Origin of the sequence: Curtobacterium sp. MCPF17_047 (assembly GCF_003234045.1) — a bacterium.
Taxonomy (GTDB): domain Bacteria; phylum Actinomycetota; class Actinomycetes; order Actinomycetales; family Microbacteriaceae; genus Curtobacterium.
In genome coordinates this window covers 24,246-47,121 of record NZ_QKSF01000007.1, presented here as the reverse complement: position 1 = coordinate 47,121, position 22,876 = coordinate 24,246, and the positions used below count along the sequence as shown (strand labels likewise).

Genomic DNA, 22,876 nt, shown 5'->3' with positions numbered 1-22,876 from the left:
GCGACGGCACCAGCGACACGCCTGGTCCTGCGGTTACGGTCGTGTGTCGTCCGGCTGAACGTCCGGGAGGCGCGGTGCGGCCCCGCCACGCGCCTCCCGCCCGTCCCGCCACGCCCCGCACCCTGCGCCGAGCGGTCACAGGACGTCGCTCCCACCGCCCCTGAGCGACGAAACGTGACCGCTCGGCTGAGTGCAGACGGGGAGTCGTGACCGCTCGGCGCCGGGCCAGAAGCGCCGGCGTCAGCCCATCGTGGCGTACGAGATGCACGCGTCGCGGAACATGCCCAGCGTCTCGTCCGTGGTGGACGCGAACGCGGACACCCGCACCTCGCCGAGACGAGCGGTCGCGGTGACGCCGTGGTTGTGCATCGCCGCGGTGAGCGCCGTGAGCCGTCCGGCGGCGGGTCGGAGGACGACGATGCCGGCACGCTCCCGGGGGTCGCGGCTGGACTCGACGGGCAGCCCGAACTCGTCCGCGATGTCGATGATCCGGTCCACCCGGTCGGCGATGCGCTCCTGCACGGCGGCGACGCCGACCGCGGTGAGGCGTTCGAGTGAGACGGCGAGGCGAGCTTGCGAGACCGGGTCGACGCGCGACATGGCGAAGGCGGCGGCTGCGGGGCGGACGCTCGGCACGTCGGTGGGCCAGCCGGTCGTGCCGTGCGGTCCGGACAGTGCCGGCTTGACGCGCTCGAGCGCACGGTCGCTGAACGCGGTGAACCCGGTGCCCCACCCGGCGTGCAGCCACTTCTGGCCGCCGGTGGCGACGACGTCGGCGACCTCGTACGGAGCGTCGACGATGCCGAAGCCCTGGATGGCGTCGACGATGAGCAGACGGTCACCGATGACGTCGCGGATGGCCGCGAGGTCGGCGAGGTACCCGGTGCGCCAGTCGACGAGGGACAGCGCGACCGCGGTGACGTCGTCGGACAGACGCTCGCGGATGAGGTCGGGCGTGAGCCAGCCGGCGCCGGACTCGATGACGACGGGCTGCACGCGGCCGCCGGTGGCCGAGGCGGCGCTGGCGAGGGCGAGCGGGAGCGACGGGTACTCGTCGGCGGCGACGAGCACCCCGCCGGTCAGGCCGAACCCGGTGTGCAGCAGGCCGGGGGTGGTGGCGGTCTGCGAGACGACCTGGTCCTCGCGGCGGCGGACGAGCCGGGCGGCGACGGCGCGGACGCGGGCGTCCTGCTCGTCGAGCGTCTCCATGGCCCCGAAGCGCATGTGCTCCTGGATGTGGCCGAGGACACGCTGCTCCTCGAGGACGGCGGTCTGCACGGGACCGAAGGCAGCGTGGTCGAGGTATCCGGGCTCCTCGGCGAAGCCGGCGACGTACTCGTCGATCGTGGTCACGGGGGCACCTTCCAGTGGGCAGAACCCTGTGAGCCTACTGGGACCCGTGCATGCGGGCGAATGCAGTCCGCGGAACGCCACGAGGCGGATGCAGGCGATCGGAGGTCATGAGAACGTCTCGCTTCCTGTGCGGGCGCTCAGAACCGTCCGGGTCAGCCGCCGAACCGGCGCGACCGCAACCCGAAGTCCCGGACCGCTCGGAGGAAGTCGACCTCCCGGAGGTCCGGGTAGAACGCCTCGACGAAGTAGAACTCGCTGTGTGCGCTCTGCCACAGCAGGAAGTCCGACAGCCGCTGTTCCCCCGAGGTCCGGATCATCAGGTCCGGGTCCGGCTGCCCCTGCGTGTACAGGTGGTCGCCGATGAGCTCGGGCGTGAGGACCTCGGCCAGGGTGTCGAGCGTCCCGCCGCCCTCACCGTGGCTCCGGACGATGCTCCGCATGGCGTCGGCGATCTCCCGCCGGCCGCCGTAGCCGACCGCCAGGTTGATGTGCAGCCCGGTGTGGTCGGCGGTGCGCTCCTCGGCGGCTGCGAGTGCCGCGACGAGCTCCGGCGGCAGGCCGTCGTTCGAGCCCACGTGCTGGACACGCCAGGTGCGGTGGTGCGAGAGCCGCTCGGCCAGGTCCGCGATGATCCCGACGAGTTGGTCGAGCTCCTCGCCGCCACGGCCCTTCAGGTTGTCGGCCGAGAGCAGGTAGAGCGTGACGACCTGGATGTCCAGGTCCTCGCACCAGGACAGGAACTCGGGGATCTTCGCCGCGCCGGCCCGGTGCCCGTGGGCGGCGGTCTCGAGGCCCAGCTGTCGGGCCCACCGTCGGTTCCCGTCGACGATCATCGCGACGTGCCGGGGCTTCTGCGCCCCGTCGATCTGGCGGCGGATGCGGTTCTGGTAGGCGCGGTAGAGGAGCCCGCGTCCCGCCCATCCCAGCCTGCCCGTCACGCGTCGACTGTAGTGCAAGGACCCCTCGTGCTGACTCTCAGCCACCGTCCCGCACGCCGGCCGTACGGTCGGAGCATGCAGTCAGACCAGGGCGTGCCCGCCCTCCCCCACGTGCCGTTCACGGAGGAGGCCGAGACCACCCCGACCACGACCGGTCCCGCCGACGCCCGCCCGGCATGGCGCGGTTGGATCCACGCCGGCACGTTCCCGTTCGCAGCGGCCATGGGCGTCGTGCTCATCACGCTCGCGGCGACCCCGGCGGCGAAGGGTGCGAGCGCCGTGTTCATGGCCACGTCGTTGATCATGTTCGGCGTCTCGGCGACCTACCACCGCTTCCCCTGGCGACCGGTCGTCAAGCGCGTGCTCAAGCGCATCGACCACACGAACATCTTCCTGCTCATCGCCGGCACCTACACACCCGTCGCGGTCTGCGCACTGCCGCACGAACTGATGGTCATCGTGCTGTGGGTGATGTGGAGCGGCGCGTTGCTCGGCGTCGCGTTCCGCGTCTTCTGGATCGGCGCACCACGGTGGTTGTACGTGCCGCTGTACCTGGCGCTCGGCTGCGCGGCGTTCCTGATCCTGCCGCAGCTCTTCGCCGCCAGCGTGCCGATGACGGTGCTCGTGCTCGCCGGCGGACTGGCCTACATCCTCGGCGCGGCCGTCTACGGCTTCAAGCGTCCGGACCCCTCGCCGACGTTCTTCGGCTTCCACGAGGTCTTCCACGCCCTCACCGTCGTCGCCTTCGCGGCGCAGTGGGCCGGCATCCTCGTGATCGCGGTGCACCCGGTGCGCTGACCCGGCCGTCAGGGTCCCCGTCTGCGCCGGACGCCGCCGTCCGAGCCAGACGCCGCCGTCCGTGCAAGACCCTGCCGGCGGCGTCCTGCGCACACGAGGGCGTCTCCCGCAGACGGCGGGGCGCGACCACACGGACGGACGGGAGGCTCCCCACCAGCCGGTGGGGAGCCTCCCGTCCGTCAGTGGGTCGCGTCAGCCGCGCTCGGTGTCGTCGCCGACGTCGGCCCGGCCGTCTTCCGCGGCACGCCGCGCCGGCTCGTCCGTCACGGCACCGTGGCCGGAGTCACCGGCGGCCTCGGCCTCCAAGCGTTCCCGGATCTCGGCGCGGTAGCGGGTCCGGCGGATGCGTCGGGTCATGTCGACCACCAGCAGGATCGTCACGATGGCGACCAGGGCGATCGCGACGAAGCCGGCGACCCCCGGGGTGACGTCGACGTCCGGGACGCCACTCGGGCTCGGACTGGGGGTGGTGGCGGCCAGTACCGCGGCGATGGTGCTCACGCGTGTGCGTCCTCTTCGGATGGGATGCCTGCGAACAGGTCGGACTCGGGGAGCTCGGTGGGGACCCGGGACTCGACGAGCTGGTAGTCCTCGGTCGGCCAGACCTCGGCGAGCAGGTCGTTCGGCCAGTAGAAGAAGGGGCTGTCCGGCGGCACCTGGCTGGCGTGTGCGCGGAGTGCGGCGTCGCGGGCGTCGAAGTACTCGTGCACGTCGACGTGGGACGTGGCGAGGTCCGGGCGGTCCGCGAACCGCTCCACCCACTCGCCGAGCTGCTCGAGGAGCGGGTTCTCGGGCTCCCGCTCACGCAGCGCCTCGTGGAAGGCGGTGAACCGGCGCGGGTTCATCGTCCGCTCGTAGTAGAGCTTCGAGACCGACCAGGCCGGTCCGGCATCCGGGTACGTCTCGGGGTCGGCGGCATCGCGCCAGGCGGCGACCGAGACCTCGTGCGTCCGGATGTGGTCCGGGTGCGGGTACCCGCCGTTCTCGTCGTACGTGACCAGGACGTGCGGACGGAAGCGCCGGATGACGCGGACCAGTGCCTCGGTGCTGTACTCGAGCGGCACGGTCGCGAAGGTGCCGGGCCGGACGGTCTCGCCCTTCTCGGCGTCGGGCAGACCGGAGTCGTGGTACCCGAGCCACACGTGGTCGATGCCGAGGGCTGCCTGCGCTGCGGCCATCTCGGTGCGCCGGAAGCCGGCCATGTCGCGGTGTGCCCGGGCCTTCGCGGTGTCCGAGAGCTGCTCGTTGAGGATGTCCCCCGCTTCGCCACCCGTGCACGAGACGACGAGGACCTGGGCGCCGTCGGCCACGTACTTCGCCGCCGTGGCCGCTCCCTTGCTCGACTCGTCGTCGGGGTGGGCGTGCACGGCCAGCAGACGATGGGGCAAGGCGTTCCTCCACAGCTCGCGGACTTGCGGTCGCGGGTGGCGCACGGCGAGCGTGAACTACCCTGGGATCAGGATAATCACCCCGGGAGCCCCGAACTGTCCGATCAGCACCACGCCCCAGCAGGCGGAACCGAACGCGGTACGTCCGCCGTCCTCGACGACCGGACGTCGCTCGACGACCGGTACGGGCGCAGCGCGGACACCCGGCGGCGCGGCAAGCTGCTGGCCGTCGTGATCGCGGTGGCCATCGCGGTCGTGTTCGCCGTCTGGGTGATCTGGGCAGGCCCCGGTCAGACGACCCACGGGCTCGACACCGACGACGTCGGGTACGAGGTCCTGTCCGACCACAGCGTCGTCGTGCACACCCAGGTCGCCGTCGACCCGGGCACCCGCGTGGAGTGCGCGGTCCAGGCGCTGGACAAGTCGTACACGATCGTCGGGTGGCGGGTCGTGACGCTGCCCGCGGAGGAGCAGCGCGACCGCTCGATCTCGACGCAGGTGAACACGACGACGCGGGCGGTCACCGGGTTGATCCACTCGTGCTGGGTTCCCTAGACTGCTCGGAATCACGAATCGAGACCGGCCGCCGGCCGGTCTCGATTCTTTTGCGCCACACGCCGTGACCGGTCCCGACCACCACGGCCGAAGGGAAACGACATGAGCAACGACACGCAGGGCACCTGGCTGACCCAGGAGGCGTTCGACCGTCTCACCGCCGAGCTCGAGCAGCTCACCGGCCCGGCCCGCATCGAGATCGCGAGCCGCATCGAGGCCGCCCGTGAAGAGGGCGACCTCAAGGAGAACGGCGGCTACCACGCCGCCAAGGACGAGCAGGGCAAGATCGAGGCCCGCATCCGGTCGCTGACCGAGCTCCTCAAGCACGCCACGGTGACGGAGGCCGAGTTCGACGGCACCGTCGAGCCGGGCACCGTCGTCACGGCCACGATCGCCGGCGACCCGTCGACGTTCCTGGTGGGCAACCGCGAGATCGTCGCCGAGGGCTCGGACCTCACCGTGTACAGCCCGGTCAGCCCGGTGGGTGCCGCGATCCTCGGCCTCCGCACCGGCGGCAAGACCTCGTACACCGCGCCGAACGGCAAGGAGATCGCGGTCGAGGTCACGAACGTCGAGCGCTACGAGCCCTAGGCCGTCGCTGCCGTCCGGCGCCTGACACTCCAGCCCGGGGTGCGCTCTCCCTCGCGCACGCCGGGCTGTTGCGTGTGCGGGCTCGTGCGTGCCCGCCGAGTGGTCACGACACCCGATCCGCGTCCGGACCCCGTCGACGGTGGCCGGCACCGTCCTGGAGGCCCGTGGCCCGTCCTGCGTGCGCCGGACGTCGGAGCCGGGGCGAGCCTCCAGGCCGCTGCCGCCGTCCGTCGATCCGTCAGTTCGTGAGCTGCTCCGGGCGGAACCCGGCTTCCTGCAGGCGCGCCATCACCTCGTCCGCGTGGCCGGGGCCGCGCGCCTCGATGGACAGGTCGAGCGCGACCTCGTTGATGACGAGTCCCTGGCCGTGCCGGGTGTGCAGGACCTCGACGACGTTCGCACCGGCGTCCGAGATGATCTGGGACACGCGGGCCAGCTGGCCCGGGCGGTCCGGCAGCATGATCCGGATGCCGATGTAGCGCGACGCGGCGACGAGGCCGCGGGTGATGATCCGCTCCATCATGAGCGGGTCGATGTTGCCGCCGCTGAGCAGCACCACGGTCCGGCCGGTGTCGTGCACGGCGCCGGACATGATCGCGGCGACGCCGACCGCTCCGGCGGCCTCGACCACGAGCTTCGCGCGCTCGAGGAGCACGAGCAGTGCCCGGGCGGTGTCGTCGTCCGAGACGGTGACGATCTCGTCGACCAGGTCGCGGATGATCGGGAAGTTCATGTCGCCCGGACGTGCCACCGCGATGCCGTCGGAGATCGTCGGTGACGTGGTGATCGTCATCGGCTCCCCCGCGACGATCGAGGACGGGTAGGCGGCGGCGTTCTCGGCCTGCACGCCGATGACCCGGATCTCGCGGCCCAGGCGTTCGGCGAGGCCCTTGACGGCGATCGCGATGCCGGAGATGACCCCGCCGCCGCCGATCGGGACGACGACCGTGTCGACGTCGGGGACCTGGTCGAGGATCTCGAGCCCGAGCGTGCCCTGACCGGCGATCACGGCGGGGTGGTCGAACGGCGGGATGAAGACCGCTCCGGTGCGGGCCGCGAACTCCTTCGCGGCGGACAGTGCCTCTTCGACGGAGTGCCCACGGAGCACCACGTCGGCGCCGTAGCGGCGGGTGGCCTGCAGCTTGGGCAGGGCGACGCCCACCGGCGTGAAGATCGTGGCGGGGATGCCGAGCTCACGGGCGGCGAAAGCGACCCCCTGCGCGTGGTTGCCGGCGCTGGCGGCGACGACCCCGGCCTCCCGTTCGGCCGCCGACAGGGTCGACAGCCGGTTGTAGGCGCCGCGGACCTTGTACGCACCGGTGCGCTGCAGGTTCTCGCACTTCAGGTGGACGGGTGAGCCGAGCAGTCCCTCGAGGAACTTCGACGTCTCCATCGGGGTGACCCGTGCGACCCCGGCGATCGTCTCGCGCGCCGCCTCGATGTCGGCGAGCGTCGGGATCGGGGGCGCAGTCGTGTCGGTCACGATCCCATCATCGTCGGTCGCGGACTCCGCGGCTGCCACGTGACGCTCAGTTGGTGCTGGCGGTGCCGGGCTCGGCGGCCGGCTGCGCGTCGCTGCCGGGCGCCGGGACGTCGTCGCCGACCTGGTGCCGTCGTCGCCGCAGCAGCTGGATCCTGCCGTGCTGACCGTGCTTCGGGGTGGCCTCGAGCACGTGGTCCGAGTCGAGCCCACGCCAGCGACCGCTCGCGATCGTGGTGACCATCGCGTTCAGGGTGGCGATCAGCGGGACGGCGAAGAACGCACCGGCGATGCCGGCCAGACCGGAGGCTGCGGTCACGCCGAGCACGACGGCCAGCGGGTGCACCTTGACCGCGTTGCCCATCACGAGCGGCTGCAGGATGTGGCCCTCGATCTGCTGCACGAGCAGGACCACGCCGAGCACCAGGAGCGCGGCCAGCGGGCCGTTGAAGATCAGGGCGACGAAGACGGCGAGGAAGCCGGTGACGATCGCACCGACGACGGGGATGAAGGCACCGAGGAACACGATGGCGGCGATCGGGATGACCAGGGGCATGCCGCCGAAGAACAGGCCGACGATGAACGCCCCCAGGCCGATGCCGACCGCGTCGACGAAGGCGACGAAGATCTGCACACGGATGAAGCTCGTCAGGGTGATCCAGCCGGCGACGCCCGCACCGTCGACGGTCGCCCGGGCCTTGCGCGGGAACAGCCGCACCGTCCAGCGCCAGACGTTCTTGCCGTCGATGAGCAGGAAGATCGTGGTGAACAGGATGATGAACAGCGCCTCGAACACGTGCGTGGCGCTCGAGCCGGCACTCGCGACGCCCGACAGGATCGTGCCGGAGTTGTCCTGCACCCACTTGGTGGCTTCGTCGAGCCAGGTGTTGACGTCTTTCTGTGAGATCCCGAATCCGGAGTTGAGCACGAACGACCGGACGTTGCCGTACTGGGACACCGTGCGGTCCCGGAGCGACGGGTACGAGGCGACGATCTGGTCGATCACGAGCCACACGAGGGCCGCTACCGCGGCGAGCCCGCCGAGCAGGCTGATGATGACCGCGAGCCACTTCGGGACGTGCCAGCGCTGCAGCCGGTTCGAGAGCGGCACGAGCAGGGCGGAGATCACGACGCCGATCAGGAAGGGGATCAGGATCTCGCTGAAGATCGTCATCAGCCAGACGAAGAGGGCGATGACGCCCGCGACGACGAGCACGCGCCACGAGAACGCCCCCGCGATGCGCATGCCGAGTGGTACCGAATCCTCGACCACGGGGTCGGGATGAGTCTTCTTTCCCCATGCCATTCCGCCACTGTAGCCACGCGGAACCGGGCAGGTGCCGGTCCGGGCATGTGCGACGTCGGTCCAGGGGCTGGTCCGGGCGTCGGCGGGGCTCGGTAGCGTTCCCGTCATGGTCAGGACCACGCTCTCCGCTGCCGAGGCCCGCCGCGTCGCCCTCGCCGCGCAGGGGTTCGGTCGGACGCCCTCGGCGGTCCCGTCGCCCTCGGGGGCGGTCCCGTCGCCCTCGGGCTCGTCGGCGATGCTCGTGCCGAACCGGGCGGTGTCGGCCGGCCTCGCCCGACTCGGTGTGCTGCAGATCGACTCCGTCAACGTCTTCGAGCGCAGCCACTACCTGCCGCTCTTCGCCCGACTGGGTCCGTACGACAAAGGCGCCCTCGACCGGCTGACCCTGACGCAGCGCAGCCCGTGGATCGAGTACTGGGCTCACGAGGCGGCGTTCGTCCCGCGTGACGACCTCCGGCTGTTCCGGTGGCGGATGGACGCGTACCGGCAGCGTGACACGACCAACCCGCTCCGGATCCCCGGCGTGGAGCGCACTGCCCGCGTGCGCGGCGAGCTCCTGGCCCTGCTCGCCGCCGAGGGACCGATGCCCGCGAGTGCGGTCGAACACGAGTCCAACGTCCGACGGGGCCCGTGGTGGGGCTGGAGCGACGTGAAGCACGGGCTCGAGCAGCTCTTCCGCTGGGGAGACGTCGTCAGCGCGGGACGGTCCGGGTTCGAGCGGGTCTACGCCCTGCCGCAGCAGGTGCTGCCGTCGGGGTACTTCGCGACCGCACCCAGCCGGGCCGACGCCGTGCGGGAGCTGGTCCGCCGCTCGGCCCGAGCCGTGGGCGTCGGCACGCGCGCGGACCTCGCCGACCACCACCGACTGCGTGCGGACGACACCGCTGCCGCGATCGCCGACCTGCAGGACGCCGGCGAGCTGGTCCCGGTCACGGTGGAGGGCTGGCGGGACCGGGCGTGGATGCACGTCGACGCCCGGGTGCCGCGTCGGGTCGAGGTCGACGCCGTCCTCAGCCCGTTCGACCCGGTGGTGTGGTTCCGTCCACGGGCTGAGCGGCTGTTCGGCTTCCACTACCGGATCGAGATCTACACGCCCGCGCCGAAACGGGTGTTCGGGTACTACGTGCTCCCGGTGCTGCAGGACGACGCCCTGGTCGGGCGGGTCGACCTGAAGAGCGATCGGCAGCGCGGCGTCCTGCACGTCCGGACGGCGTGGCACGAGCCCGGAGCCGTGATCGATGTCGAGCGGCTCGCAGCGCTACTCCGGCGGACGGCGGCGTGGCAGGGGCTCGACGGGGTCGAGGTCACCGACCGCGGCACGGCGGCACACGCACTCGCCGCAGCGCTCGGAGTCACACCCCGGCCCTGACGAGGCGTGCCGGGGATCCGATGGCCGGGACCGCTAGAACTGCACCCGCGGCGGCTCGGCGATGGCGGCCGGCTCGGCGGTCTCGAAGAACGGCGCCGGCCCGACGCCCCGACGCTTCGCGATGCTCGAAGCCGGGAACGACTTGACTTTGGTGTTGAGTTCGCGCACGCCACCGTTGTAGTGCCGGCGGGCGGACTGGATCTTGTCCTCGGTGGACACGAGCCGCGACTGCAACTCGAGGAAGGACTGGCTGGACTGCAGCTGCGGGTACCCCTCGGCCACGCGGAACACGCTCTTCAGCGCCTTCTGCATGTGCCCCTCGGCAGTGGAGGCGGCGACGGCGTCGTGCGCAGCGAGTGTCTCGGCCCGGGCGTCGGTGACGGCGGTCAGGACGGACTTCTCGTGCGCCGCATGACCCTGCACGGTGTCGACGATGGTGGGGAGGAGCTCGGCGCGTTCGTGGAGCTGCGCGGCGATCTCGGCCCAGGCGGTGTCGACGCGCTGCTGCAACGCGACGAGGGACTTCTGGCTGGACCAGAACCAGATGCCGATCACCACCACGAGGACGACGACCACAACGCCGATCACGATGAGCGTCGTGACGAGTCCGGTGTCCATTCGGGCGTACTCCTTTGCGCGTCGGGCCGCAGTTGCGTGCGGACCTCCGCAGCCCGCTGTCGGACCTCAGCGGTCCGGATCGATCTTACCGAGCGCCTCGGAGCGACCTCGCCGCTCGCCGATCTTCACGGCCGATTCCCGAGTGACGCACACCGGGCTCGCGGACCGCGTCCGGAGGGGGCCCGGATCGACGCACGGAAGGGCACGGATGATGCGGAACCGGGGTGTTCCGCCGCGCGGGGTGTTGACCGGAGGGCCCAGATCGCATGGGATGGACAGGATGGACACGGGCGGGGACAACGTGCAGCACCAGGACGTCGGGGGCGACGTCCGTCGTCGACGATCCCGGAGGACTGCCGCCCGGTCGCTCGTCACCATCGTCGGGCTGGTGCTCCTGCCCCTGGTGTCCGTTCCCGCCCTCGCGACGACCACCACGCTCCCCGGCGCCGGGACCGGGACCGGAGCCGGCATTGGAACGGTGGACGCGCCGCAGCCGTCCCGGACGCAGCCTCCCGTCTACTCCAACCCGGTGCCCGCGCCGGCGCCCGGCGCGGGGGACGCCTCGAGCCCGGTCCCGACGAACACCCCCACCCCGCCGTCCGGCGGTACCCCGACCGCGCCGACGATCGTCGACCCGGGGGACATCACGACCGCCCTCGCGCGGTTCGCCGGTCGTGCGACGCCGGGCCACCAGGTCCGCGTCGCCGAACCCGCGGTCCCCTCGGCGTCGGTCTGCCGCGCCACCGCGACGCCCGGCGGGACCTGGTCCTGCGTCGGGACGGTGCGCTCCGGCCCGGCCCAGGTCTTCACCGTCCTGGACACGACGGCGTCCGCGCTGCCGAACGCCGACGCGGCACCGTCGGACGTCATCGTGCCGCCGACCATCGACGCCCGACGCCCGACCACGGGGACCGTCACCGGCACGGGCCACCCGGGTGCCACCGTGACCGTCGCTCGGGCCGGCTCCTCCGCCGCGCTCACCGCGGTCGTCACGGCGGCCGGCACCTGGTCGGCTCGATGGGGCACCGGCCCGGGCGCACCGGCCGAGGGCAGCGTCAGTGTCAGTGCCACGCAGACCGCGAGCACCGTGACCGGCTACCGATCGGACCTCCGGAGTGCCGCCTCGGCCGCGAGGACCCTCGTCGTCGACCGGACCGCCCCGGCCGCGCCACGGATCACCGCGCCGGCCGGATCGGCCGCGGGCAGCGCGCAGCGGGTCCGGATCGCCGGGACGGCCGAGCCGCGCACCGTCGTCACCGCCTACGTCGACTCGACCGCGGTCTGCCGGGCGTCCGTCGCCGCGGACGGGTCGTGGTCCTGCCGCGCAGCCGACAGCCTCCGCGCCGGGTCGCACATGGCCCGTGCGGTCGCCCAGGACGAAGCGGGCAACACCTCGTCCGCGGCGACCGCCGTCGTGTTCCGCGTCTCCCGGGGCGCCTCCGTCGCCCCGGCCGCCAGCTCCCCCGGCACCACCCCCGGCAGTGGCGGCGGCGCGGACGGCGGCGGTCCCCACGGCAGCGGCACCGGTCCGGCCCACGGATCGGGCTCCGGTACGACCCATGGGTCCGGCATCGGCACGCCCGGAACCGGGTCGAGTGACGACGGTACGTCCGGCAGCGCGCTGCCCGGCGGTGGCGCCGGCGGTTCCGGCAGCCACGGCGGCCGTCCCGACTGGACGGGTCCCGCCGGTGACTGGACCGTCGCCACCGGGTACGACCACGCCGTGCCCACCATCCAGTCCGCGTCCTCGTGGCGCACCCTCGCCGTCGCGGCCGGCGTCGCCGCCGTGTTCCTCCTGCTCGTCGCCGGCCCGGTCCGCGTCCTCGCCGGCGCCCTCCGCGAACGGGTGCCGCTGCGGGCCGCCCGGTTCACCGGCCGCAACCGCACCCGCTCCGAACGTCGCCACGGCGACGACGCCGTGGCGAGCTGGGTGACGATCACCCTCGGGATCGCCGTCGCCGGGGTGCTCACGCTCCTGGGCACCGGCATCGCGCTGGAGGCCCGCTACGTCCGTCTCGCGATCGGCGTCGTCGCCGGCGTCGCGGTGCTCAGCGCCGTGGTCGTCCTCGCCACCCGTTGGACCGCGGGCGAGGACCGACACACCGTCACGTACCGGCTGTCCCCGGGTCTGCTCCTCGCCGCGGTCCTGGCGAGCGGGCTGACACGCGCCGCCGACCTCTCCCCCGCCCTCGTCGTCGGGGTCCTCCTCGTCCCGGTCGCCCGCACCGACGTGGGTACCGCCGCCATGCACCTCGGACGGGGCCTCGCCGCGTGTGCGCGGAGTGCGACCTGGCGCTCGGTGGCGCTGCTCGTCCTCGCGGTCGTCGGATGGGTGCTGCACAGCGTCACCCCGGCCTCCGGGTTCGCCGGGTCGCTCGTCTCCGAGTTCGCCAGCACACTCTGCGTCGGTGGGCTCGGTTCGCTCGTCGTGACGCTGCTGCCGCTCCGGGGGACCGCGGGCGCCGCGCTCGCCTCTGTCTCACGACCGAGGTACGCGGCCCTCACGGCGGTCGGCGTCGGCCTGGCCGCGGCGGTCTACTCCGGCACGGCCGGCACCCACGTCCCGGTCGGCGCCATGGCCACCGGGGTCGGCGTGGTGCTCGTGGCGGCCGCGGCCGCCTGGGCGTGGCTCCGGTTCGCCGGGGCCGGTATCCGGTCCTGACGGGCCCGGCGACGGTTGCCGTTGCGGCCGGTCACCTCGCCTGTCTGTCTGCCTGCCTGTCTGTCCGTCTGCCTGTCTGTCTGTCTGCCGGGAGGCTCCGCAAGAGCCCGCCACGGGCCTCCCGTCCGCCGTCGGCGGTGTCCCGGGACCGCGCTCAGTGCGTGGGGGCCGAGCGGGCGAACAGGCCGGGCAGGAGGCCACCGATCTTCGTGCCGACGCAGAGACTGACGAACGTCGCGAGCGGCGTCGCGAGCGCTCCGGCGTCGAAGGTCGCCACCGCGACCAGGCCGACCGTGCCCGGGACGAGCAGCAGGAACGCGGGTCGGAACGACACCGTCGCCGGGATGACCGGCACGATCCGCTCCAGCACGCGCGTCGCGACGAAGAGCAGTGCCGCGGCCAGGCCGGTCGCGACGACGCTGCCGCTGAACGGGGTCAGCCACGAGACGACCGCGTAGGCGGTGACCATCACGACGACCGAGGCCGCGGTGAGCCGCCATCCCGAGCCGAAGACCAGGCTGATGCCGGTCGCCAGGACCACGACGGCGACCCACGACACCCAGAGGGCCGGGACCGCCTCCCAGCCCGCGCGGTCCGTGCCGATGCCGGCGACCTCGCCGACGAGCGCCGCGGACGTCGGGTCGACGCGCAACCCGGTGACGGCGCTACCGGCCGCGATGCCCGCCGCCATGAAGCCGAGCATGATGAGCCCCTGCATCAGCCGCGCCGAACCGGTGACGATGTCGGCTGCCGTGAGTTCGAGCAGCGCGTTGGTGATGAGCGCTCCCGGCACGAACACCGCGACCGGCGCGCAGACGGCGTAGAGGGGGACGTGGTCGAACCCGGTGCTCGCCGCGACGAGCCCGACGACCGCGGTCGAACAGAAGGCCGCCAGGAACGGGACGACGGCGACGGCCTCCCGGAAGCGTCGGAGCAGCAGCCCGATCACCCCGACCAGCGCCCCGACGACGAGGGCCACGAGCACCGCCCACCACGGGACCCGGAACACGACGGCGAGCCCGGCCGACGTCAGCGCGTTGCCGAGCACCCACGGCAGCGGCGCCGGCGGACGGGTGCCCTGCCGGATGCTGCGGACACGGGCCGGGATCTCGGCCAGCGCGATCGCGCCGCGTTCCAGGCCGAGGACCAGACGGTTGGCGCGCGCCGACTGGCGGAACGACAGTTCGATGCCCTCGGCGTTGACGATGGTGGCGGCGCCGGTCGCCGTCTCGCTGACGATCACGAGCGCCGGCAGCACGCCGATCGCCAGACCGTCGCCGACACCGGCGGCGTCGCGGGTCTTCTCGAGCGCGGACCGGACGTCGGTGACGGAGCTGCCGGCGTCCAGCAGCAGGGTGCCGAGCGTACCGAGGAGCATGCCGATCGGGACGGTCTCACCGTCGATGACCTCGACGTGGGCCTCGGGTCGCCGGAGGGCGTCCCGGAGGTTCGTCAGCGCACTCCCGATCCCGACCACAGGGTCAGCGTAACGAGTGGTGGCGTTCCGACGGCGCTGCCCGCCCGGTCCTCGTACCCCCGGTGGGACTCGAACCCACAACTCGACGATGTTGAGTCGCCTACCCGTCCGTGCTCGTACCCCCGGTGGGACTCGAACCCACAACTCGACGATTTTAAGTCGCATGCCTCTACCGATTGGGCCACGGGGGCGCACGACCGTGACGGTCGGCCCGGGACAGCCTACCGACGCCGGAGGGCGGCCACCCATCGGGTGACCGCCCTCTCGACTGCGTGCGTGCGGTGCCTACTCGGTCTTCGCCGACTCACCGGCAGCGACGGGCTCGGCTTCCTTCGAGACGTCCTCGGCGGGCGTCGCGTAGGCGGGACCGGCTGCACCGGCGGGCTGGCCGGCGGCCGGCGACTCCGCTTCCGGAGCGGCCTCGACGGCCGGCTTCGGGCGGGAGGCCCAGGCCTCGAAGGCGGCGCGGGGGGTCTCGCGGTCGTCGAGGGACGCGATGTCGCGGCCCAGGAAGAAGTTGCCGACCCAGTCGCCGACGACACGGATCTTGCGCTCCCACGACGGCATGGCCAGGCCGTGGTAACCACGGTGGGCACCCCAGGCGAGGAAGCCCTTCATTGCGAACTTGCCGGACTGGAACACGCCGATGCCGAGACCGAGGCCCGCGACTGCGCCGAGGTTCTCGTGCTTGTAGTCGACCGTCGCCTCGCCGCGGATCGTGGCGACGAGGTTCTTGGCCAGCTGCTTGGCCTGACGGACGGCGTGCTGGGCGTTCGGGACGCACATGCCGCCGACGCCACCACCGGTGAGGTCCGGGACGGCTGCGACGTCGCCGCAGGCCCAGGCGTCGGCGATGACGGTGCCCTCGTCGACGATGCGGAGGTCGGGCTGCACGGTGATGCGGCCGCGGGGCTCGAGCGGGAAGTCGGTGCCCTTGACCATCGGGTTCGCCATCACGCCGGCGGTCCAGATGATCAGGTCGGACTCGATGACCTCGATCGACTCGTCCTTGGCCTTGAGCTGGCAGACGCCGCCCACGGCCGAGGCCAGCTGGGTCTCGAGGTGCACCGTGGCACCGCGCTCGGCGAGGTTCTTGAGCACCCAGTGCGAGGTCTCGAGCGAGACCTCGGGCATGATGCGGCCCATCGCCTCGACCAGGTGGAAGTGCGTGTCCTCGAAGGCGATCTGCGGGTAGCTGCTGAGCAGGTCCGACACGAAGGAACGGAGCTCGGCGAACACCTCGATGCCGGCGAAGCCACCACCGACGACGACGACCGTGAGCAGACGCTGACGCTCGGGGCCGGCCGGCAGGTTCGCGGCCTTGGCGAAGTTGGTGAGGATCTTGTCGCGGATCGCGGCGGCCTCTTCGATGGTCTTCAGGCCGATGGCCTCGTCCGCGACGCCCGGGATCGGGAACGTGCGGGACACGGCGCCGGCCGTCATGACGATCTGGTCGTAGGACTCTTCCCACGGCTCGCCGAGCTCGGGGGTGATCGTCGCGGTCTTGTTCGCGTGGTCGACCGCGGTGACCTTCGCGGTGACGACGCGCGTGGACTTGAGGTGGCGGCGGTGCGAGACCACGGCGTGACGCGGCTCGATGGAACCGGCCGCGACCTCCGGAAGGAACGGCTGGTACGTCATGTACGGCAGCGGGTCCACCATGACGACGTCGGCTTCGCCCTTGCGAAGGTGCTTCTCGAGCTTCCAGGCGGTGTAGAAGCCGGCGTAACCGCCGCCGACGACGAGGATCTTGGGCACGGTTCGTGTTCTCCTTGGGGTGGGGTGAGCTGCTGGGAGGCTGGTCAGTTCTCGCCGCCACCCGCCCCGACTCCGGCGTCTGCATCCTCATCATATGCCCGGCACACACACCGGGAGGGCGACCAGTCCGCGCGCTCGAGCGCGAGGTCGCCGATGGGGTTGACGCCGGGGCCGGCGGCGAGGGCATGACCGACGAGCGCGTGCAGGCACTTGACGCGGGTGGGCATGCCGCCCGCGCTGATGCCCACGATCTCCTCGACGTGCTCGATCGACTCGCGGTCGTCGAGGTACGCCTGGTGTGCGCGGCGGTACTGCTCAGCGGTGTCGGGGTCCTCGAGGAGCGCGGCCAGTTCGGGCATGACCTGGTTCGCCTCGAGGGTGCTCACCGCCGCGGTGGCGGCGGGGTGGCACAGGTAGTACAGCGTCGGGAACGGGGTGCCGTTGCCGAGGCGCGGCTTCGTGGACACGACCGTCGGGTTGCCGCAGACGCAGCGCGCCGCGATGCCGATGACGTCACGAGCGGGACGTCCGAGCTGAGCGGACACCACCGCGACGTCGTGGGCGGTCGGCGGGTCGAACGGAGGGGTCGTCACGGGGACGTGAGCCTACCGGACTCCGCGCGCCGACCCTACTTCCGTGACGAGTCGCTGTCCGTGCTGCCCGTACGCTCGAGTTCGCTGCGGGTCTCGTCGGACAGACCGGCCTGCATGACGGAGGACAGCAGCGACTGCACCCAGTCCACCTTCGGGGTCTGCACGGTGGAGCTGACCGGGGTGCCGGATTCGGTGGTGGGCGGCGGTGTCGCCGTGGTGCCCTTCTCGGCCCCCATCACGAGGTAGCTCTCCTCGCCCGGGTACACGTAGAGCAGACGGTCGCGAGCCTGCGCCTCGATGTACGCCGGGTCGTCCCAGCGGGCCAGGTCGTGCTTCTTCTGCGCCACGTCGGCCTTCTGCGCCGCCACCTGCCGCTGCATGCCGGCGATCTGCTCCTGCTGCTGCACGAGGGTCCGGAGCGACGGCGCTAGGACGACGACGAACAGCACGATGATCGCGAGCATCAGCAGGCTGAAGCCGGAGAAGTGCAGCGAGCGGTACCAGGGCTGCGCGGAGGCGGCTCCCTCGGGCATCGCCACGGGAACGCGGCGGACTCGGGGCTTCTGGCTGGGCACCCGTCGACGATAACGCGGTGCCGGCGGTGCGCCACTCCGGCACGCGCGTGTGCCGGACCCTCTCAGGGACCGCGGCCGGCCGGGAGGCGCGCCCCGGGCCTCCCGTCGGCTCGCCTCCCGTCGGCTCGCCTCCCCGGGCTCCCGCGCCGAAGCACGGCCGTGCACCGAGACGCCGGGGCGGCCGCGAGACGCCGCGGAGTCCGCGAGACGCCGCCGGGATTCGCGGCGTCTCGAGCAGACGATGGCGTCTCGAGCAGACGGGGGCGTCTCGAGCAGACGGGGGCGTCTCGGGCAGACGGGGGCGTCTCGGTCGGGAGGCTCGACCCGCCTCCCGGGAACGCACCGGCCCGACACGGCGGAACGCCGCCCTCCCGGCGGGAGGACGGCGTTCCGGAGGTGCTGGTTACAGCGAAGCCGAGCGCGGGAACGCCGAGCGGCCGGCGTAGACCGCGGCGTCGCCGAGCTCTTCCTCGATGCGGAGGAGCTGGTTGTACTTCGCGACACGGTCCGAACGAGCCGGCGCACCGGTCTTGATCTGGCCGCCGTCGACCGCGACCGCGATGTCCGCGATCGTGGTGTCCTCGGTCTCGCCGGAGCGGTGGGACAGGATCGCCGTCATGCCGTGGCGCTGCGCGAGCGAGACCGCGTCGAGGGTCTCGGTCAGCGTGCCGATCTGGTTCACCTTCACCAGGATCGAGTTGCCGGCCTTCTCGTCGATGCCGCGCTGCAGGCGCTTCGGGTTCGTCACGTACAGGTCGTCGCCGACGATCTGCAGCTTCGAGCCGAGCTCGGCGGTCAGGTGGGTCCAGCCCTCCCAGTCGTCCTCGGCCAGCGGGTCCTCGATCGTGGCGAGCGGGTAGTCACGCGCCAGGTCGACGAAGTACTGCGTGAACTCCTGGCTGGAGAGCTGCTTGCCCTCGAACGCGTACTTGCCGTCGTGGAAGAACTCGGTGCTGGCGACGTCGAGGCCCAGCGCGATGTCCTTGCCCGGGGTGAAGCCGGCCTTCTCGATCGCGGCGAGCAGGAAGTCGAGCGCCGCACGGTTCGACGCGAGCTCCGGGGCGAAACCACCCTCGTCACCGAGGCCGGTCGCGAGACCCTGCTTCTTCAGCTCGCCCTTGAGGGCGTGGTAGGTCTCGACGCCCCAGCGGAGCGCTTCCGAGAAGGACTCGGCACCGTAGGGCACCAGGAAGAACTCCTGGATGTCGACGTTGGTGTCCGCGTGGGCACCGCCGTTGACGACGTTCATGAGCGGGACCGGCAGCGTGTGCGCGTTCGGGCCACCGAGGTAGCGGAACAGCGGCAGGTCGACCGAGTCGGCGGCGGCACGGGCGACGGCGAGCGAGGCGCCGAGGATCGCGTTCGCGCCGAGGCGGGACTTGTTCTCGGTGCCGTCGAGCTCGATCAGCGCGGCGTCGACGAGGCGCTGGTCGGTGGCGTCGAAGCCCTCGAGCGCCGGGCCGATCTCGTCGAGCACGGCTTCGACGGCCTTGAGCACACCCTTGCCGCCGTAGCGCGAGTCGTCGCCGTCACGCAGTTCATACGCTTCGAAGGCACCGGTGGAGGCACCGGAGGGGACGAGCGCACGCGAGACGACGCCGTCATCCAGGAGGACCTCGACCTCGACCGTCGGGTTGCCTCGGGAATCGAGGACTTCGCGTGCGCCTACGGCATCGATCACTGCCACTTGGTACTCCCTGTCGTTGGGTTGTTGTGGTTCACGGTCGATCCTAGCGACGCCGGTCTCGGACGACGGCGGCCTGTGGATGACCGGTGGGCGTCGATCAGGCGAGCGGCCGGAACGCGACGCCGTCGAGCGTCGTCGTCTCGGCGTCCACCGTGGCGAACGACCCGAAGCCCTGCTCCACCAGGCCGGCGAGCAGGTTCTTCATGTTCTTCGTGCGCTTCTCGAGACGCACGCGGTGGTGCGACCCGAGGGCCTCCGTCTTGAGGGCGGCGAGGCGCACCGGGTCGACGTCCTTGTCGTACACGAGCACGACGGCGTCGTCCGCGTCGGCGTCCGGCAACGTGACCAGGTCGACGAGCCGTTCGAACCCGAGCGAGAACCCGACCGCCGGCACGTCCTGGCCCAGGAAGCGACCGATCATGCCGTCGTATCGCCCGCCACCGCCCAGGCTGTACCCGAAGTCCGGGTGCGCGACCTCGAAGATCGTGCCCGTGTAGTAGCCCATGCCGCGCACGAGCGTCGGGTCGAAGCGCAGGTCCACGCCCGGGAGGGCTGCCCGCAGCCGCTCGAGGTCGGCGAACGCGTCGGCGTCCAGCCACGCGGCGCCGCGGACGCTGTCCCAGTCGGCGGACTCGAGCGCGCGGATGGTGTCCGCGAGTCCGGCGCCGTCGAGGTCCAGCGACTCGCCCAGCTCCTTCGCGACGCCGTCCGGCCCGATCTTGTCGAGCTTGTCGACGGTGATGAGGGCCCGGTCGGCCGCGGCCTGCTCCGTGATCCCCCACGAGGCGAGGAGCGCGAGCAGGATGCGGCGGTCGTTGATGCGGATCGAGGTACCGGCGATTCCCAGGGCGTCGAGTGCCGCCGTGGTCGCGCGGATCAGCTCGATCTCGGCCAGCTGCCCGGGCTCTCCGAGGATGTCGATGTCGCACTGCACGAACTGGCGGTACCGGCCCTTCTGCGGCCGTTCAGCCCGCCAGACCGGCGCGATCTGCACGGCGCGGAAGACGGCGGGCAGCTCGGCGCGGTGCGACGCGTAGAAGCGGGCGAGCGGGACGGTCAGGTCGAACCGGAGGCCGAGGTCGGCGAGGTCCAGGGGCGCTCCGGCCCGCTGGAGGTCGTCGGTGGTCAGGCCACGCTTCATCACCGCGAACGCGAGCTTCTCGTTGTCGCCACCCAGTCCCGAATGCAGCCGGGCGGCGTCCTCGAGCACGGGCGTCTCGATCTCGTCGAACCCGTGGCGTGCGTACACGCCCCGGATGACCCCGAGCACGTGCTCGCGCCGGGACTTGTCCGCGGGGAGGTGGTCTCGCATGCCCCGGGGGGCCGTCACGGTCGTCGCCATGCCGTCGATTCTCGCAGAGCACGGAGCCCGGTTGCAGCCGAGTGGTGTCCGCTGATATGCTTCATCCAGAACCTCGGCCGATGGGTGCCTGATCCACTCGTCGGTCGTCAGCGGGGGCAAGTGCTGCAATCGCCCACGCGGTTCGAGCGGGATCCCCTGACGACGTTGCTCCCTGGCGACGTCTTCTCCCGCTCGCGGGCGTCCTCCTTTTTCGGGTTAGGAGGACGCCCGCTCCTCCTCGCCCTGCTGCGTCTGCGCCTCCGGTTCTTGCCCGGCCAGCGCCTGCGGTTCCTGCCCGGACAGTGCCTGCGGCTCCTGCCCGGCCTGCGCCTGCGGCTCCTGCCCGGCCAGCGCCTGCTCCGCCTGGCGAGCCGCCGTCTCCAGCAGCGCCACCGCCGCCCGCAGGCTCGCGACCGGGTCGACGCCCTGCTCGTGCACCACCGCCACCTCGGCGAGCATCCCCGCTCCCCAGGCGACGTCCACGCGGCTGCCGAACGGCTGCTGCGTGGTCGTACCCGCGTCGCCCGCGTCCGACCTGCCGGCCTGCTCGACGACACTGCCGTCCGTCACCGAGGCCACCGCCGCGTGCAGCTCGCCGCGCTCCTCCAGCCGTTCGAAGAGCTTCACGGCACGCTCGAGTGGCGGCATCGCCCGCGGCACCCCCGCGTACACGCTGCTGCGTCCGGCCTTCTCCGCGGCCTTCGCGGCGCGCCAGACGCGGACGACGTCCTCGACCGTGTGCGCCTCCTCGTCGCCGAACACGTGCGGGTGGCGGCGCTGCATCTTCTCGCGGACGGTGTCGGCGACGTCGTCCAGGTCGAACCGTCCCTCGTGCGCGGCGATCCCGGCGTGCAACACCACCTGGTAGAGCACGTCGCCGAGCTCTTCACGCAGTTCGTCGGTGTCGTCGCCGTCGATGGCGTCGACCAGCTCGTAGGTCTCCTCCACGGCGTACCGGGCGAGGCTCGCGTGGGTCTGCTCGCGGTTCCAGACGCATCCGTGCTCCGGGTCGAGCAGGCGGTCCACGACGGCGACGAGTTCGTCAACGGAAGTCATGACGCCATGCTGCCACCGTCCGCTCCGCACGGATCGGACATCAGGGTCCACCCGGTACGATGGTCGAGGCGTGTCGGGAAGTCTGGTCGACGATCTGTTCCCCGTACCCGATCGCCTCCGGAGACGCATGCCCTCCTTCGTCCGTTCCCCTCGTTTCAGCGCCATCGCGCTGCTGTCCGCCGCCGTCCTCGGCCTGGTCGTCGCGAACACCGCGCTCGGCCCCGGGCTGGAGCGCGGCCTCGACTGGCACACCCCGTGGGGAGCGATCGGCCTGGACCTGTCGATCGCGCACTGGGTCAGCGACGGTCTGCTCGCGGTCTTCTTCCTGCTCGTGGCCGTCGAACTCAAGCACGAGCTGGTGGCCGGGGAGCTCGCGAACCCGAAGACCGCCGTGGTCCCCGCGATCGCGGCCGTCGGCGGCGTGCTCGTCCCGGCGCTGGTCTACCTGCTCGTCACGTCCGGCACGCAGTACACGCACGGCTGGCCGATCCCGACCGCGACGGACATCGCGTTCGCGCTCGGGGTCCTGGCGATGTTCGGCCGCGGACTGCCCTCCACGATCCGGGTGTTCCTGCTGGCCCTCGCCGTCCTCGACGACCTCATCGCGATCGTCATCATCGCCGTCGTCTTCGCGCACGGCACCGACTTCCTGGCACTCGGTGGTGCCGCGGTCCTGCTCGTGCTGTTCGCGGTGCTCGGCCGTCGTCTGCGCCCCGGTAGCCGTGCGCAGCCGTTCCTCATCGTCGCGATGGTCCTGATCGGCCTGGTCACCTGGTGGCTCGTGTACCACTCCGGCGTGCACGCCACGATCGCCGGGGTGGCGCTGGGGCTCGTCTTGCCCCGACGTCCGGGTGGCACGCTGCACGAGCAGGTCGAGCCGTGGTCGAACGCGATCGTCCTGCCCGTGTTCGCGTTCGTCTCCGCGGCGGTGGTCATCCCCGCCGTCGGGATCGCCGAGCTCTCGCCGACCTTCTGGGGTGTCGTCCTCGCGCTGCCGATCGGCAAGGTCATCGGCATCACGCTCTTCGGCACGATCGCCGGTCGGGTCTTCCGCGGCCCCGGCCGGTCGACGCTGTCGTTCGGCTCGGTGATGACCGTCGGAGTGCTCGGCGGCATCGGCTTCACCGTGTCGCTGCTCATGAACGAGCTGGCGTTCGCCGCGAACCAGGAGATCGTCGACGAGGGCGTCCTCGCCGTGCTCGTCGGCTCGGGCATCGCGATGGTCGCCTCCGCGATCGTCGTCTCCGTCCGCGCCCGTCGCTACCGCCAGCGTCGCGAGCTCTCCGAAGCCGAAGCCACCGAGTAGCAGGACCGATGACGGACGGGAGGC

At 71.9% G+C, this 22,876-nt stretch carries 20 protein-coding genes and 1 tRNA gene; 6 read left to right on the top strand and 15 right to left on the bottom strand.

The window, feature by feature from the left end:
* Positions 1 to 240: 240 nt before the first annotated feature.
* Positions 241 to 1,353 (bottom strand): aminotransferase class V-fold PLP-dependent enzyme, encoded by a 1,113-nt coding sequence (locus DEJ33_RS08685; protein WP_111194761.1) that lies wholly within the window; start codon positions 1,351 to 1,353, stop codon positions 241 to 243.
* 152 nt (positions 1,354 to 1,505) lie between these two features.
* Entirely contained in the window at positions 1,506 to 2,291 is a 786-nt protein-coding gene (locus tag DEJ33_RS08680; protein WP_181432916.1) for an isoprenyl transferase, read from the bottom strand.
* A 75-nt stretch (positions 2,292 to 2,366) separates the two neighbouring features.
* Between DEJ33_RS08680 and DEJ33_RS08675 the strand changes: the two genes are divergently transcribed.
* Entirely contained in the window at positions 2,367 to 3,089 is a 723-nt protein-coding gene (locus DEJ33_RS08675; protein ID WP_111194811.1) for a hemolysin III family protein, read from the top strand.
* Positions 3,090 to 3,281: 192 nt separating this feature from the next.
* Here DEJ33_RS08675 and DEJ33_RS08670 read toward each other — a convergent pair whose 3' ends face one another.
* Together DEJ33_RS08670 and mca are read right to left on the bottom strand one after the other, a co-directional pair.
* A complete protein-coding gene (locus DEJ33_RS08670; RefSeq protein WP_111194760.1) occupies positions 3,282 to 3,590 on the bottom strand; it encodes a hypothetical protein in 309 nt (102 codons plus the stop codon).
* Entirely contained in the window at positions 3,587 to 4,477 is an 891-nt protein-coding gene (mca, locus tag DEJ33_RS08665) for a mycothiol conjugate amidase Mca (RefSeq protein ID WP_181436628.1), read from the bottom strand. The genes DEJ33_RS08670 and mca overlap by 4 nt, the downstream gene beginning before the upstream one ends.
* Positions 4,478 to 4,708: 231 nt before the next feature.
* On the opposite strand from mca, the gene DEJ33_RS17215 reads away from it, so the two are divergent.
* Entirely contained in the window at positions 4,709 to 5,032 is a 324-nt protein-coding gene (locus tag DEJ33_RS17215) for a DUF4307 domain-containing protein (RefSeq protein ID WP_181437285.1), read from the top strand.
* Positions 5,033 to 5,134: 102 nt separating this feature from the next.
* The gene (gene greA, locus DEJ33_RS08655) at positions 5,135 to 5,623 is read left to right on the top strand and encodes a transcription elongation factor GreA (protein WP_110903343.1); all 489 of its coding nucleotides are present in this window, start codon (positions 5,135 to 5,137) and stop codon (positions 5,621 to 5,623) included.
* A gap of 238 nt (positions 5,624 to 5,861) precedes the next feature.
* Here greA and ilvA read toward each other — a convergent pair whose 3' ends face one another.
* Positions 5,862 to 7,106 (bottom strand): threonine ammonia-lyase, encoded by a 1,245-nt coding sequence (gene ilvA, locus DEJ33_RS08650; protein ID WP_111079286.1) that lies wholly within the window; start codon positions 7,104 to 7,106, stop codon positions 5,862 to 5,864.
* Positions 7,107 to 7,152: 46 nt separating this feature from the next.
* Positions 7,153 to 8,409 (bottom strand): AI-2E family transporter, encoded by a 1,257-nt coding sequence (locus tag DEJ33_RS08645; protein WP_258374640.1) that lies wholly within the window; start codon positions 8,407 to 8,409, stop codon positions 7,153 to 7,155.
* A gap of 106 nt (positions 8,410 to 8,515) precedes the next feature.
* Here DEJ33_RS08645 and DEJ33_RS08640 point away from each other — a divergent pair, with 106 nt between their 5' ends.
* A complete protein-coding gene (locus DEJ33_RS08640; protein ID WP_111194758.1) occupies positions 8,516 to 9,778 on the top strand; it encodes a winged helix-turn-helix domain-containing protein in 1,263 nt (420 codons plus the stop codon).
* A 33-nt stretch (positions 9,779 to 9,811) separates the two neighbouring features.
* Here DEJ33_RS08640 and DEJ33_RS08635 read toward each other — a convergent pair whose 3' ends face one another.
* Positions 9,812 to 10,396 carry a LemA family protein gene (locus DEJ33_RS08635; RefSeq protein ID WP_111079268.1) on the bottom strand — a complete coding sequence of 195 codons (585 nt, stop codon included), beginning with the start codon at positions 10,394 to 10,396 and terminating at the stop codon, positions 9,812 to 9,814.
* Between the two features lie 280 nt (positions 10,397 to 10,676).
* Here DEJ33_RS08635 and DEJ33_RS08630 point away from each other — a divergent pair, with 280 nt between their 5' ends.
* The gene (locus tag DEJ33_RS08630) at positions 10,677 to 13,058 is read left to right on the top strand and encodes an Ig-like domain-containing protein (RefSeq protein WP_111079267.1); all 2,382 of its coding nucleotides are present in this window, start codon (positions 10,677 to 10,679) and stop codon (positions 13,056 to 13,058) included.
* A gap of 154 nt (positions 13,059 to 13,212) precedes the next feature.
* On the opposite strand, the gene DEJ33_RS08625 is transcribed toward DEJ33_RS08630, so the two are convergent.
* The 8 genes from DEJ33_RS08625 to DEJ33_RS17575 all read right to left on the bottom strand — a co-directional run bounded on the left by DEJ33_RS08625 (position 13,213) and on the right by DEJ33_RS17575 (position 21,546).
* Positions 13,213 to 14,535, bottom strand: a complete 1,323-nt coding sequence (locus tag DEJ33_RS08625; protein WP_181432920.1) for a threonine/serine exporter family protein — start codon at positions 14,533 to 14,535, stop codon at positions 13,213 to 13,215.
* Positions 14,536 to 14,652: 117 nt separating this feature from the next.
* Positions 14,653 to 14,726: transfer RNA gene (locus tag DEJ33_RS08620), tRNA-Leu, on the bottom strand.
* 94 nt (positions 14,727 to 14,820) lie between these two features.
* Entirely contained in the window at positions 14,821 to 16,293 is a 1,473-nt protein-coding gene (locus DEJ33_RS08615) for an NAD(P)/FAD-dependent oxidoreductase (RefSeq protein ID WP_110903349.1), read from the bottom strand.
* 44 nt (positions 16,294 to 16,337) lie between these two features.
* Positions 16,338 to 16,886, bottom strand: coding sequence for a DUF501 domain-containing protein (locus DEJ33_RS08610; RefSeq protein ID WP_111079266.1), 549 nt, complete (start codon positions 16,884 to 16,886; stop codon positions 16,338 to 16,340).
* Positions 16,887 to 16,921: 35 nt separating this feature from the next.
* Entirely contained in the window at positions 16,922 to 17,461 is a 540-nt protein-coding gene (locus DEJ33_RS08605; protein ID WP_258374641.1) for a septum formation initiator family protein, read from the bottom strand.
* A 403-nt stretch (positions 17,462 to 17,864) separates the two neighbouring features.
* Entirely contained in the window at positions 17,865 to 19,148 is a 1,284-nt protein-coding gene (gene eno, locus DEJ33_RS08600; RefSeq protein WP_111076424.1) for a phosphopyruvate hydratase, read from the bottom strand.
* A 97-nt stretch (positions 19,149 to 19,245) separates the two neighbouring features.
* The gene (gene hisS, locus DEJ33_RS08595; protein WP_111194757.1) at positions 19,246 to 20,490 is read right to left on the bottom strand and encodes a histidine--tRNA ligase; all 1,245 of its coding nucleotides are present in this window, start codon (positions 20,488 to 20,490) and stop codon (positions 19,246 to 19,248) included.
* 216 nt (positions 20,491 to 20,706) lie between these two features.
* Positions 20,707 to 21,546, bottom strand: coding sequence for a MazG family protein (locus tag DEJ33_RS17575; protein WP_181432921.1), 840 nt, complete (start codon positions 21,544 to 21,546; stop codon positions 20,707 to 20,709).
* A 127-nt stretch (positions 21,547 to 21,673) separates the two neighbouring features.
* Between DEJ33_RS17575 and nhaA the strand changes: the two genes are divergently transcribed.
* The gene (nhaA, locus tag DEJ33_RS08585) at positions 21,674 to 22,852 is read left to right on the top strand and encodes a Na+/H+ antiporter NhaA (RefSeq protein ID WP_111194756.1); all 1,179 of its coding nucleotides are present in this window, start codon (positions 21,674 to 21,676) and stop codon (positions 22,850 to 22,852) included.
* The last annotated feature ends 24 nt before the right edge of the window (positions 22,853 to 22,876 follow it).

Coding starts and splice junctions, on each gene's coding strand:
- DEJ33_RS17575 (WP_181432921.1), bottom strand. CDS start 21,546: ATGACTTCCGTTGACGAACTCGTCGCCGTCGTGGACCGCCTGCTCGAC.
- DEJ33_RS08630 (WP_111079267.1), top strand. CDS start 10,677: ATGGACACGGGCGGGGACAACGTGCAGCACCAGGACGTCGGGGGCGAC.
- DEJ33_RS08675 (WP_111194811.1), top strand. CDS start 2,367: ATGCAGTCAGACCAGGGCGTGCCCGCCCTCCCCCACGTGCCGTTCACG.
- hisS (WP_111194757.1), bottom strand. CDS start 20,490: ATGGCGACGACCGTGACGGCCCCCCGGGGCATGCGAGACCACCTCCCC.
- DEJ33_RS08635 (WP_111079268.1), bottom strand. CDS start 10,396: ATGGACACCGGACTCGTCACGACGCTCATCGTGATCGGCGTTGTGGTC.
- DEJ33_RS08645 (WP_258374640.1), bottom strand. CDS start 8,409: ATGGCATGGGGAAAGAAGACTCATCCCGACCCCGTGGTCGAGGATTCG.
- DEJ33_RS08640 (WP_111194758.1), top strand. CDS start 8,516: ATGGTCAGGACCACGCTCTCCGCTGCCGAGGCCCGCCGCGTCGCCCTC.
- greA (WP_110903343.1), top strand. CDS start 5,135: ATGAGCAACGACACGCAGGGCACCTGGCTGACCCAGGAGGCGTTCGAC.
- nhaA (WP_111194756.1), top strand. CDS start 21,674: ATGCCCTCCTTCGTCCGTTCCCCTCGTTTCAGCGCCATCGCGCTGCTG.